The 12,739-nt window shown below is 66.1% G+C and carries 9 protein-coding genes and 1 pseudogene; 6 read left to right on the forward strand and 4 right to left on the reverse strand.

Annotated elements, in window-relative coordinates:
* The first annotated feature begins 3 nt into the window (after positions 1 to 3).
* On the forward strand, positions 4 to 1,203 hold the full coding sequence (locus L2Y94_RS00230; RefSeq protein ID WP_247372117.1) for a glycoside hydrolase family 27 protein: 1,200 nt from the start codon (positions 4 to 6) through the stop codon (positions 1,201 to 1,203).
* 119 nt (positions 1,204 to 1,322) lie between these two features.
* On the opposite strand, the gene L2Y94_RS00235 is transcribed toward L2Y94_RS00230, so the two are convergent.
* On the reverse strand, positions 1,323 to 2,027 hold the full coding sequence (locus L2Y94_RS00235) for a FadR/GntR family transcriptional regulator (protein WP_247372118.1): 705 nt from the start codon (positions 2,025 to 2,027) through the stop codon (positions 1,323 to 1,325).
* 153 nt (positions 2,028 to 2,180) lie between these two features.
* Here L2Y94_RS00235 and L2Y94_RS00240 point away from each other — a divergent pair, with 153 nt between their 5' ends.
* A complete protein-coding gene (locus L2Y94_RS00240) occupies positions 2,181 to 4,547 on the forward strand; it encodes a DNA polymerase II (RefSeq protein WP_247372120.1) in 2,367 nt (788 codons plus the stop codon).
* A gap of 24 nt (positions 4,548 to 4,571) precedes the next feature.
* Here L2Y94_RS00240 and L2Y94_RS00245 read toward each other — a convergent pair whose 3' ends face one another.
* Both L2Y94_RS00245 and L2Y94_RS00250 read right to left on the reverse strand, forming a co-directional pair.
* Positions 4,572 to 6,503, reverse strand: coding sequence for an LTA synthase family protein (locus L2Y94_RS00245; RefSeq protein WP_247372122.1), 1,932 nt, complete (start codon positions 6,501 to 6,503; stop codon positions 4,572 to 4,574).
* Between the two features lie 208 nt (positions 6,504 to 6,711).
* Complete coding sequence (locus tag L2Y94_RS00250) at positions 6,712 to 7,818, reverse strand: glycosyltransferase family 9 protein (protein ID WP_247372124.1); 1,107 nt, start codon at positions 7,816 to 7,818, stop codon at positions 6,712 to 6,714.
* A 195-nt stretch (positions 7,819 to 8,013) separates the two neighbouring features.
* Between L2Y94_RS00250 and L2Y94_RS00255 the strand changes: the two genes are divergently transcribed.
* The 4 genes and pseudogenes from L2Y94_RS00255 (at position 8,014) to tehA (ending at position 12,025) form a co-directional block, all read left to right on the forward strand.
* The gene (locus tag L2Y94_RS00255) at positions 8,014 to 8,640 is read left to right on the forward strand and encodes an isochorismatase family protein (RefSeq protein WP_247372125.1); all 627 of its coding nucleotides are present in this window, start codon (positions 8,014 to 8,016) and stop codon (positions 8,638 to 8,640) included.
* Positions 8,641 to 8,663: 23 nt separating this feature from the next.
* A pseudogene (locus L2Y94_RS00260) lies at positions 8,664 to 10,144 on the forward strand (GMC family oxidoreductase).
* Positions 10,145 to 10,150: 6 nt separating this feature from the next.
* Positions 10,151 to 11,056 (forward strand): alpha/beta hydrolase fold domain-containing protein, encoded by a 906-nt coding sequence (locus L2Y94_RS00265; RefSeq protein WP_247372129.1) that lies wholly within the window; start codon positions 10,151 to 10,153, stop codon positions 11,054 to 11,056.
* Between the two features lie 15 nt (positions 11,057 to 11,071).
* Positions 11,072 to 12,025 (forward strand): dicarboxylate transporter/tellurite-resistance protein TehA, encoded by a 954-nt coding sequence (gene tehA / locus L2Y94_RS00270; protein ID WP_247372131.1) that lies wholly within the window; start codon positions 11,072 to 11,074, stop codon positions 12,023 to 12,025.
* A gap of 6 nt (positions 12,026 to 12,031) precedes the next feature.
* On the opposite strand, the gene L2Y94_RS00275 is transcribed toward tehA, so the two are convergent.
* Positions 12,032 to 12,655, reverse strand: coding sequence for a nucleotidyltransferase family protein (locus L2Y94_RS00275; protein WP_247372133.1), 624 nt, complete (start codon positions 12,653 to 12,655; stop codon positions 12,032 to 12,034).
* Positions 12,656 to 12,739 lie beyond the last annotated feature (84 nt).

Consider the following 12,739-nt stretch of genomic DNA (forward strand, 5'->3'; position numbering starts at 1 on the left):
TCGATGAACGTTTCCACGACAACGCTTCTGCGAGGCGCGGCGCTCGGCATGCTCGTGGGCATGCTCGGCGTCGCCGCCGCCCCTGCGAACGCCGCGCAATCCACGCCGGCGCTCCCGCAGATGGGCTTCAACAACTGGAACTCCACGCATTGCCGCGATGAATTCAACGAGGACATGATCCGTGGCATCGCCGACAAGTTCGTCAGCCTCGGCTTGAAGGATGCGGGCTACCAGTACGTCAACATCGACGACTGCTGGGCGAACTGGCAGCGCGACAAGGACGGGCACCTGCAGCCCAACCCGAAGCGCTTTCCCAGCGGTATCAAGGCGCTGGCGGCCTACATCCACTCCAAGGGCCTGAAGTTCGGCTTGTACTCGAGCGCCGGTACCTCCACCTGCGAGCCGCTGAAGGAGAACCGTGGTTTTCCGGGTGGCCTGGGCCACGAGAAGGACGACGCGAAGTCGTTCGCTTCGTGGGACGTGGATTACCTCAAGTACGATAACTGCAACAACCAGAAGATCGACGCGAAGAAGCGCTACGCCGCCATGGCCGACGCCTTGCGCGAAAGCGGACGGGAAATCTTCTTCAGCATGTGCGAATGGGGCGAGAACAAGCCCTGGCTGTGGGCCGGCAAGGCCCCGGTGGAAGCCGGTTCGTGGCGTACCACCGGCGACATCACCGACACCTACGCGTCGATGCTGAAGATCTTCAAGCAGAACGTGGTGCTCGACCAGTACGCGAGCATGGGGCATTGGAACGACCCCGACATGCTCGAAGTGGGTAACGGCGGCATGACCGATGTCGAATACCAGAGCCACTTCAGCCTGTGGTCGATCATGAACTCGCCGCTGCTGATCGGCACGGACCTGCGCAAGATCAAGCCCGATGCGTTGAAGATCCTGCTCAACAAGGACGTGATCGCCGTCAACCAGGATCCGCTCGGCGTGCAGGGCAAGCAGGTGAGCGATGCCGGCGGCATCCACGTCATCGTCAAGCCGATGAAGGACGGCTCGCACGCCGTGGCCGTGTTCAACGAGAACGATGCGGCGAAGGACGTCAACGTGACGGTCGCCGACCTCGGGCTGAAAGCGGGTAGCTACACCATGCGCGACCTGTGGGCGCACACGGATGCGAAGGGCGACGGTTCGATCAAGGTGAACCTGGCACCGCATGCCACGGTGATGTACCGGATCAGCGAGTAATCACGCTTAGGGCAAGCCCGTTCGCCGATACGATCGGCTCCCACCCCTTCCGTAGTTAGGTTGTCGAAACCTTGCGACCGACGGGGTGGGAGCCGGCCGCGCCGGCGAATCCTGCGGAGCTATCGGCTACGCTGTTTCTTCAGGTTGCTGCGCGAGTCCGACACCATGCGGTTCATGGCCTGCCTGGCCACTTCGGGGTGACGGCGACGGATAGACTCGTACACCTTGTAGTGCTGCGGCAGCGCGTTCTTGAAGTTCGCCGAATTCCGCGCGGATAGCACGAAGTACGTACCCAGGGCGCTCTCGATCACCGAGAACAGGGACGACATCAGTTCGTTGTTGGTCGCGCGCAGCACGGCTTCGTGGAAAGCCAGGTCGGCCACCGCCCAGGCGTCAAGGGTCTCGGCGGCCGCCATGGCCTCGTAAGCCGACTCGATCACCCCGAGTTGTTCGTCGGTGCGGCGCCTCGCCGCCGCGGCCGCCGCAGCCGGCTCGATGAGTTCGCGCATTTCCACCAGCTTCTCGACGAAGGCATCGGTGGGCATGGATTCGCAGCGCCAGGCGAGTACGTCGGCATCGAGCTGGTTCCAGTACATCTCCTCGCGCACCCGCGTGCCGGTCTTCTGGCGCGATTCGATCAGGCCCTTCGCGGACAATACCTTCATGGCTTCGCGCAACGCGGTGCGGCTGACCCTCATCCGTTCGGCCAAGATCTCCTCGCGAGGGAGGTTCTGTCCGATGGCCAGCTCGCCGCTGACGATCAAGCGGCCGAGCTCCTGGATGACCTGGTGATGCAGGTTTCGTACGGCCGCCAGTTTCACCATGTGCCGATCCCCCATCGGAAAGCCCGGTATTTGTCCTACAAATACTGCTTCATGACTTATAGCAGATCGAACGTGCATCGTCATCGCTGGCCGCTCCGGCCGTCGACGGTCACGGGAGGATCGTAAGCCCGCGTGGAGTATCATCGGCGGCCCATGACGCCCCCGACGAACGCCGCGACCGCTTCCGAACCCGGCTTCATCCTTACGCGCCACTGGCGCGATACCCATGAAGGCGCCGAAGTCGAATTCTGGGTGACCACCGCGCGTGGCCCAACGCTGGTGTCGGTTCCGGCGCATCCGTCGGTGGCCTTCGTGCACGCGTCGCGTCGCGGGGACATCGAAGCGGCGATCGGCGGCGATCGCTCGGTGACGCTGAAGCCCTTGCCGATGAAGACCTTCGACGGGCAGCCCGTGCTCGGCCTGTACACGAAGGGCTACCGGACCATGCTTCGCCTGGTGAAGCGTCTCGAGGAAAAAGGCGTGGCGGTTCACGAGGCCGACATACGTCCCGCCGATCGGTACCTGATGGAGCGCTTCATCACGGCGTCGGTCACCCTCGAGACCCTGCCGGACGGACGGCGGCGGATCCGGGCCGCCGACGCGTGGCGGCCGTCGCTGCGCATCGTATCGCTCGATATCGAGACCAGCGAGCGCGGCGAACTGTATTCCGTCGCCCTGGAAGGTTGCGGCCAACGGCAGGTCTACATGCTGGGCGAGGCGCCGGCCGGCACCGCGTCGCCCGACGGCTTGGACCTGACCTACTGCGCGGATCGTCCGCAGATGATCATGGCGTTGAACGCGTGGTTTCGCGAACACGATCCCGACGCGATCATCGGTTGGAACCTGGTGCAGTTCGACCTGAAGATGCTCCAGGCCTGCGCGGACCGCTGCGGACTGGTACTCGCGCTGGGACGGGCGGGAAGGCCGATCGAATGGCGCGATCACCGGCGCCGCGAAGGCTTCGTATTCGCCTCCATTCCCGGACGGCTCGCCATCGACGGCATCGAGGCGATGCGGGCGGCGATGTGGTCGTTTCCGTCCTTCAGCCTCGAAACCGTCGCGCAGTCGCTGTTGGGCGAAGGCAAGGCCTTGGACGACCCATGGCATCGCATGGCCGAGATCGAACGACGTTTCCGTGAAGACAAGCCCGCACTGGCCGCCTACAACCTCAAGGACTGCGAACTGGTCACGCGGATCTTCGACAAGGCGACGTTGCTGGACTTCGCGCTGGAGCGGGCGAACGCCACCGGGTTGCAGGCCGATCACTTCGGTGGATCGATCGCCGCCTTCAGCCACCACTACCTGCCGCGCATGCATCGCGCGGGATACGTGGCGCCGAACGTCGGCGACGGTTCGGGTCCATCCTATCCGGGCGGCTTCGTGATGGATTCGCGCCCTGGACTCTACGACTCCGTGCTCGTGCTGGACTACAAGAGCCTGTACCCGTCGATCATCCGCACGTTCCTGGTCGACCCGGTGGGGTTGGCGGAAGGACGCGACGACGAGGACGCCGTGCAAGGCCCCAACGGCACGCGCTTCTCGCGTACCAGGCATTGCCTGCCGGGCATCATCGAAACCCTGTGGACGAGTCGGGACAAGGCCAAGAAGGCCGGTAACGAACCGCTATCGCAGGCGTTCAAGCTGTTGATGAACGCCTTCGTGGGCGTGCTCGGCGCTTCCGGCGCGCGCTTCTTCGATCCGAAGGTGGCCGCCGCCGTAACCCTTCGCGGCCACGAGATCATGCGCGACACGCGCAAGCTCGTGGAGGAAGCGGGCTACGAAGCCATCTATGGCGACACCGATTCGATCTTCATATGGTTGGGGCGTGCGCATGCCGAAGACGAGGCCATGGCGGTGGCCGGCCGGCTGGTCGAACGGATCAACCGATGGTGGAAGGACCATCTCGCGTCGTCGTTGCGCATCCAGAGCTTCCTCGAGATCGAATTCGACACGCACTACCGGCGGTTCTTCATGCCGACGATCCGCGGCAGCGAGCTGGGCAGCAAGAAACGCTATGCCGGCCTGACGGTGGCCGACGACGGGAGCGACGAACTGGTGTTCCGTGGCCTCGAAACGGTGCGAAGCGACTGGACACCGCTCGCCCAGCGTTTCCAGCGGGAGCTGTTCGGGCGGATATTCCGCGGCGAGCCGTACGTGGACTTCATCCGCGGCTACCTGAAGGCCTTGCACGCGGGGCGGATGGACGACCTGCTGGTCTACCGCAAGCGGCTGCGCGGCAAGCTGAGTTCGTACGAGAGCATCACGCCGCCGCAGGTGCGCGCCGCGCGGCTCGCCGACCGACATCACGCGCGGCAGGGACGGCCGCTGCGCTATCAGAACGGTGGGTGGATCGCCTACGTCATGACCGTCAACGGACCGGAGCCGCTCGAGGCCAGGCATTCGACGATCGACCACGAGCACTATGTCGACCATCAGCTGGCGCCGATCGCGGATGCGATCCTGGCGCCGCTGGGCGACAGCTTCGGAGGCCTCGCCAGCCGGCAGGTCGAGCTGTTCTGAGAGAGCGAGGCCGGTGCGACGCCGCTATGGCGTGTGTCGCATCAATCCATGCGTAAAGAGATAGGCTGCCGTCTGGTAATAGGCCACGGCGTCGTCGCCGTTTTCCTTGTTCGGATGTTCCGCAGGCTCGGCATCGCCGGTCACCCTGTCCGGAATCAGTTCCTTCACCGGCTGCCGCGGCACGAGCGAGTCCAACCGGTCGCCGCGCAGGTAGCCCAGTTCCTGGTAGGTGCTGACGAAGGCCCGTTCACGCCCGGGCTCCAGCTTGAAGAGATCGTAGCCGTAGAACCGCGAGGTATAGCTGAAACCCAGCATGCCCAGCAGCGTCGGCGGAATGTCGATCTGGCTCATCAGCCGGTCGACGCGTCCCGGCGCGACATGCTTCGGCGAATAGATGTACAGCGGGATGTGGTAGCGATTGAGCGGCAGGCTGGTCTTGCCCGCGCTCGTGGCGCAGTGATCGGCCGTGATGACGAACACGGTGTCGTCGAACCACGGCTTGCTCGCGGCGCGCTTGAGGAAATCGGCGATCGCCCAGTCGGTGTACTGCACGGCGGCCGGTCGCGTGCCCTGCGGAAGAGGTACGCGCCCTTCGGGGAACGTGAACGGCCGGTGGTTCGACGTGGTCATCACGTGGCCGAAGTACGGCTTGCCCTTCGCGTAGGCGTCGTCCATGCGCTTGATGACGAGGGAGAACAGGTCTTCGTCGGCCACGCCCCAGACGTTTTCCGCGTGGATATCCTTCGCGTCGATCACGTTCCGGTCGATGGCATCGTAGCCGTTGCTCGAGAAGAAGTGATTCATGTTGTCGAAGTAGCCGTAGCCACCGTAGACGAATTCGGACGCGTAGCCCTTCGCGTTGAACACGTCGGCCAGCGACCAGAGGTGCTCGTTGTCCGGACGCTTGACGATGGATTCGCCCGGCGTCGGCGGTACCGAGAGCGACAGCGCCTCCAGGCCGCGCACCGTGCGCGTGCCGTTGGCGTAGAGCTGCGTGAAGAACAGGCTCTTCGACGCCAGCGCATCCAGGTTCGGCATGAGGTGCCGATGCTTGGATACGTCCAGCCCCTCCACGTAATCGCCCGACAGGCTTTCGACGCTGATCAGGACGACGTTGAGCTTCTTTTCCGGACCCGCGTTCGCGATGCGGCGCGTGATGTCCATGGGATCGTCGCTGGTGAACGTGGCGTCCGGCGTCTTCAGCAGGGAGCGAAGGCGACCGAACGCCTCCTTGTCGGGAAGCGACGGGTAGTACTTGGCGTAGTCGAGCTGGTTGTCCCGAAACGCGGCGAAGAACTGGTAGATCCCGTTGCCCGCGAGCTCGTTGACGTAGTTGTTTCGCGACTGGTCCTTCATCGAGGCATCGAACGCGAAGCTGACGCCCACGGTCAGCACGAGCCATGCGGCCACGACGCCGGTGCGCGCCAGGAAGCGCGAACCCTCGTCGCGGGGCGCGATGCGGCGGCGACTCGCCCAGACCACGGCGACCGTCGCGAGCACCAGCAGTAGCGTCCACGTCACGATCGGATACGACTCGCGGATATTGCCCACCACTTCGTGGGTATAGACCAGGTAGTCCACCGCGATGAAGTTGAAGCGCGCGCCGAATTCGCCCCAGAACACCAGCTCGGCCGCGCCCAGGTACAGCACGCCGAAGGCGAGGATGAAGGCGAAGGCGGTAAAGATGCGTCGCCCCCAGGTGGATACGTAAGCCCGGCGTGGAACGAGCCACAGCACCAGCAGCATGGGCCAGCCGACGTAGAGCAGGGTGACCAGGTCGTAACCCAGGCCCACGCCGAACACGTAAAGCCAATCGATGACGTCGTGCGGTACGCCCTTGCCCGTCTTGACCAGGAGGATCAGCCGAACGAGGAAGGCGACGGCGACGAACAGCGCGCCGAACCATGCCAGGGGTTGGAAGCGCTGGCGAAGAGCGCCGGAAGATGCCGAAACCAATGAAGGATGCCTCGTGAACGGGGCCAGGCCGTCACGGCTGGCAGGAGCCAAGCCTAGGAGCGCAGGCTTACGTCAGCCTTTCCCTATTCTTATGACGGCCTTAGCAAGAACTTTCGACGCCGGAAAATAGCTTCGGAACTTGCACGGATCGCGGCCGAAAACACATATCGACGACCGCATGGAAGCCGCTGAGCGACAGGGCCCGCCCTCAGGCCGGAACGCCGATGACGCGCAGGATCCTTTCGGCGGCTTGCCGGGCCGCGACGATGGCATCGCCGTCGGCGGTCTGTATGGCGAGGTTCATGCCGCCATAGGGCGCGTAGCGGCGCGCGTCGGTGGTGCCGAAAAGTCCGATCGTCATGGCGCTCGTGGCGCCGGCGAGGTGCATCACGCCGCAGTCGGCGCTGACGTACATCCCCGCCGCGTCGATGAAGGCGGCAAGCTTGCGCACGTCGCTGGTGAAATACGTGGGATAGCGGCTACCCACGCGCGACTGGCCGTCGGCGGCCACCAGTTCGACGATGCGCAAGGGCCCCGCGAGGGAGGTCACTTCCGCCAGGAAGGTCGTCCACCAGCCCTCGTCGTAGCGCTTCGCACCCGTGGCGTTGGGAAAGATGGCCAGCACCGGCGCCGTTTCCGGATGCGAAGAGGACATCACGCGCCGCAGCGTGGCGCGTCCGGTCCTGAGCTCGTCTTCCGACAGGCGCAGGTCCATGGGCGGCAACGGAAGCGTCGCGTCCGCGCCCAGCGCCCATCGCAGCGCGTGAACGGGCCGCGCGGCCAGGTGCACCGGCACGGCGTCGCCCGCGGCATCGACGCGAAGACGGAACCGGGCCATGCTCATCGAGGCGAGGATCCTGCCCGACGACGACCCCGACGCGGCGTCGATGACCAGGTCGTAGCGCTTCTTTCGCAACGCGAGGACGGTTCCGATCGTGGCCAGCGGATGGCGAACCGCCCTGCGATGGAGGAGGAACGTATCGCCCAGCATGGCGTACCCGCCGTAGATGTCGAGCGTGGCCGAGCCTGCGCCGAGCACGTCGATTTCCGCGCCGGGATAGACGCGTTCCAGCTCCGCCATCAGCGGCGTCATCAGCACGGTATTGCCCAGCCGATGGTTCGGCCGGCACACCAGCACGCGCTGGATGCCGATGCGCGGAAGCGCGCCCGCCGTCACGTCGTTGCGTGCGGGGGGAACGAGTCGTTTTACCAGCCAGCGTACGGCACGGCGGCGCCACTGCTGGAGCGACCCGTGGTTGGGAACGCGCCCGGACGACACCGAGGAGGCCTGCGCGAGGGGTAACGTGCGTGTCATGAAACGCTGCTCATGCCTGGACCACCCAGGTATGGCGCCTACGATGCCAGCCGAACCTTAGCGGCTCCTGTGACGCGGCGTTTCCGGCGCGTCCGGCGATCGTCCAGGTGTCTGGACGCTGCATCCCAGCCAGCTATCTCCCTCGCCGCGCCGTTTGGCGGAATCCTGTGGCCACCCCAACCGGAGACCACGACCATGACCGCCACGACCCGTACCCGCCTTACCCGCGACAACGCCGCCGTCTTCCTCGTCGACCACCAGGTCATGCTCTACAGCGGGGTTCGCGACATCAGCGTCGGCGAACTCAAGCACAACGTCGTGGGCCTGGCGAAGGCGGCCAAGGCGCTCGGCATCCCCGTGATCGCCATCACGACGGCTCGCGACAGCATGTGGGGCGACACCATCCCGGAGCTCAAGGAGGCTCTCGGCAACGATGAGATCCTGGATCGCTCCACCGTCAACGCGTGGGACTTCGCGCCCTTCGCCGAGAAGGCCCGTTCGCTGAAGGCCCAGGGCCGCGATCACCTGATCTTCGCCGGCGTCAGTTTCGAGGTGTGCGCCTCGTTGCCCGCCATTTCCTCTCTGGAGGAGGGATTCCAGCCGGTCGTGGCGCTCGACGCCTGCGGCACCTTCAGCGCGGCCAAGCGCGAAGCGAACCTCTTCCGCCTCGTGCACAAGGGCGTGGACGTTTCCGACTACGCCACGCTGATGGTCGAGGCGATGGGCGACAACGCCGATCCGAAGGCGCTGGAGGTCTACGCCGCGCTCGACATGCCGTTCGCCACCCTGGCCGGCCAGATCGCCGCGGGGTATGCCAAGTGAGTGCGGCCTGGGACGTCATCGTCGTGGGCGGCGGCTCGGCCGGCGCGATCCTCGCCAACCGGCTGAGCGCCGACCCGCGCCGCCGCGTGCTCCTGCTGGAAGCCGGCAACGCCTACCGGTCGAACTTCTTCCCCGCCGTGATCTCCAACGCCGACCACGCCGGCGGCGACGCCGACCACGACTGGGGGTATCGGGGCATGACGCGCGAGGGCGAGGGCGGCAAGATGATCGCCGCGCTCCGGGCCAAGGCCCTCGGCGGATGCTCGGGCGTGAATGCCGCCGTCGCCATCCGTGGCCGGCCGGCGGATTTCGCCAAGTGGACGAAACGTGGCGCGAAGGGCTGGACGTTCGACGACGTGCTCGGTGCGTTCAAGTCCATCGAGAACACGCCCGACGGCGACGACCGCTATCGTGGACGCACCGGTCCGCTGCCGATCCGCCATCGGCGCAAGGATGAACTGACGCCGTCGATGAACGCCTTCGTCGATGGCGCCATGGAATGCGGCTTCCGTTATGTCGACGACTTCAACGGCGAGGACCAGGACGGCATCTCGCCGTATCCGCTCAACGTCGTGTCCGGTCGCCGCATCAATACCGCCATGGCGTTCCTCGACGACGGGGTGCGCGCGCGTCCGAATCTCGACATCGAAGGCGGCGTGGAAATCGACAAGGTGCTGATCGAGGACGGTCGCGCCGTGGGCGTGGTCGACGCGGACGGCAGGACGTATCGCGCGGCCACGGTGGTGCTGTCGGCCGGCGCGTACGGCAGTCCCTGCATCCTGATGCGCTCGGGCATCGGCCCGGCGACGCACCTGCGGGAGGTGGGCATCGACGTGCTGAAGGATCTGCCGGTGGGCGAGCGCCTGCAGGACCATCCGTTCTACTACAACATCTATGCGTTGAAGCCGGACGCGAACAACGTGTTCCCGGCGGCGGGCGCGATCCTCTGGACCGCGTCGTCGGAAGCGGAAGATGGCGACCTCGACCTGCACGTGTCGGGCACGCACCTGTTCGACCCCGCCCAGTCGCCCACCGGCGGCGCCCTGGTGCTCGCGGTGTCGGTGACGCAGCCGGAGTCCACCGGATACGTGCGCCTCGCGGACAGCCATCCCCGCAGCGCCCCGGTGATCCACTACAACCTGCTGGGTACGGCGCGCGACCGCCGCCGCATGCTGGAAGGCGTGCGCATCGCCCGCGCCATCGGCCGTTCGAAGGCGTTCTCCGCCACCGTCGCGCAGGAGATGACGCCCGCCCCTCGATCGGGGACGACGACGCCGCCCTCGAGGCGACGGTGCTGGGCAACCTCGACGTCTATGCGCACCCCACTTCCACGGTTCCCATGGGTGACGACGGCGTGGTGGACAGCGAAGGCCGCGTGCACGGCGTGCCGGGACTCATGGTGGTCGATGCCTCGATCATGCCCGGCATCATCAGCGCCCCGACCAACATCACCACGATGATGCTCGCCGAGCACATCGCCAACCGCGTCTTTCCGAACGGATAACCTGCCATGACCCTGTCCTCGTCCATCGACGTGGTGCCGCTGTCGGATGCCGACCGTGCCACCATGCCGGCGCTTCGCCGGGAGCTGATCGGCTTCTGGTCCATGCCGGTCTTCCAGGCCTCGTTGCGCGTCGGATACGACGCGTACATCGCCCTCACGCCCCCGGTGGCCGGCGTGACGGTGGAAACCTCCAACGACCCGCTCGTCCCGGGTTGGGTCTGCCGGCCGACGGACGCGGTGGAAGGCGAGGTGCTTCTTTACCTGCACGGCGGCGCCTATGTGATGGGCAGCGCCGCGGCGTATCGCGGCCTCGTCAGCCAGATCGCTGCGCGGGCACGTCGCGTGGCCTATATCCTCGAGTATCCGCTCGCCCCGGAAGCGCCTTCGCCGACGGCCATCCACCTCGCGGTCGCCGCCGTCGAACGACTGGCGCAGACCCACCGCAAGATCGCCATCGTGGGCGAGTCGGCGGGCGGCGGGCTCACCCTGGCCACGCTCGCCCAGACCTCGAAAGCCACGGCGGCGGTGGTGTTCTCGCCATGGACGGACATGACCTTCAGCGGCGCGAGCCTGCGCGAGCGGGCCACCCGCGACTTCCTGCTCGGCGAAGGCGCCCTCAGGGACGCGGCCAGGGGTTACCTCGGCGGCGCATCGTCGCGCGAAGCGTATGGATCGCCGTGGATGAACGTGCCCGACACGCTTCCGCCGTTGCTGATCCAGGTCGGCTCGGAGGAGATCCTGTACGACGATTCCCTGCTATATGCACGGAAAGCACGAGAAAAGGGGCGCGAGGTTGTGCTACAGGAATACACCGGCATGCACCACGTCTTCCAGCAGAACGTGGTGCAGCTGGAGGCGGCGCGGCAGGCGCTGGACTTCGCCGCCGAATTCCTCGACCAGCACATGCGTTGACCAGGGAGACACAGCATGGCGATCCGATCCGTACCCGCGTCGTTCTTCGGCATGGTGCTCGGTATGGTGGGCCTGGGCGCCGATTGGCGCTGGGCGTCGCATCTATGGAACATGCCGCCGATCATCGGCGAAGCCATCATGGCGGCAGGGTTCATCGTATGGGCGCTGCTCATCGCCGCGTACCTGCTGAAGTGGGTAACGGATCGACGCGAAGCCGTGGCGGAAGCCATGCATCCGGTGCAGTGCTGCTTCATCGGCCTGGCCCCGGCGAGCACCGCGCTCATGGGTGTCGTGCTGGCGCCCTATTCGCACGTAGGGGCAATGGCGTTCCTGTGGATCGGTGGCATCGCCCACGTGCTCTTCAGCGTATGGCGCCTGGGCGGCATGCTGCAGGGCGACCGCGAGATGACCACCGTCACGCCGGTCATCTACCTGCCGTCGGTGGCCGGTAACTTCATCGTCGCGATCGTCGCGGGTGCGCTCGGCCATCCGTCCTACGGCATCCTGTTCCTCGGCGCGGGCGGCTTCGCCTGGCTGGCGCTGGAGTCGGTGATCGTCAATCGCATGTTCCACGCCGTGCCGTTGCCGGTGCCGCTGCGACCCACGCTGGGCATCCAGCTGGCGCCGCCCGTGGTGGCCGTCACCGCCTGGCTGGCGATCGACCCGGGCATGCCTGGCCCGTTCGTCCAGGCGATGTGGGGTTACGGCCTCTTCCAACTGCTCGTGCTGATCCGCCTGTTGCCATGGATCACGAAGCAGCCGTTCGCGCCGAGCTATTGGGCCTTCAGCTTCGGATTGACCGCGATCTCGGCGGGTGCCATCCAGATGGTGTCGCGCGGCGTGACGGGAGCCATCGCGGTGATCGCACCGATGATCTTCGCGCTGACCAACATCGCGATGGCGCTGATCGTCGTCGGCACGGTGGTGCGCATCGCGCAGGGAAAATTATTGCCGCCGAAGACGGCGTGATCCGGCCTAACGAAGGGAGGACGCCGGATCGAGCAGGTTTCCGCGGATGGCCGCCTGCACGTCGTCGTCGGTATCCAGGTCCAAGGCCAATCCGTCGTCACGAACGGAGCGGACGCTTTCCGTGCGCCACAGCTCGCGGAATCCCCTGTCGCCTTCGAGCGACGAAGCGCGCCGCATCGTCGCGGGCCGAAGCACGACGGGCACGCCACGAATCGGGCCGTACGTGCTGACCACGTCGCATTCGCCGTCGTAAGCGGCAAGCAACGCTTCCAGGTGCGCCTGCGAAAGCGCCGGTTGATCCACGACCGTGACCAGCACCGGCAGCCCGCGGCCTTCGAGCGCGTCCGCCGCCAGTCGCAGCGACGACGCCATGCCGCTGGCCCAGCGGGTGTTGACCGCCACGTCGCCGGTCGACAGTTGCGACGCCAGCGTGTCGGCGAACGCTCCCAGCACCACGATGAGCTTTTTCGGCCGCGTCGATGCCACCAGCCGTCGGGTGCGGACGAGGAGGGTCTCTCCGCCGATCGTGAGGTTCTGCTTGATCCGTCCGAGCCGGCGACTTTGGCCGGCCGCCAGGATCACCGCATCGTGTCGCTCCATCGTGATGCCGTCCGCGTGTGGTGGTTTCATGAAAACTACACCAAGCGGCCCCTGGAATCTGATATTCCTGGCGGGCGCATGCACCCCCGACTACCCGCCGGCATCGAGGTAACG

It is taken from the genome of Luteibacter aegosomatis (assembly GCF_023078455.1).
GTDB classification, from domain to species: Bacteria; Pseudomonadota; Gammaproteobacteria; order Xanthomonadales; family Rhodanobacteraceae; genus Luteibacter; species Luteibacter aegosomatis.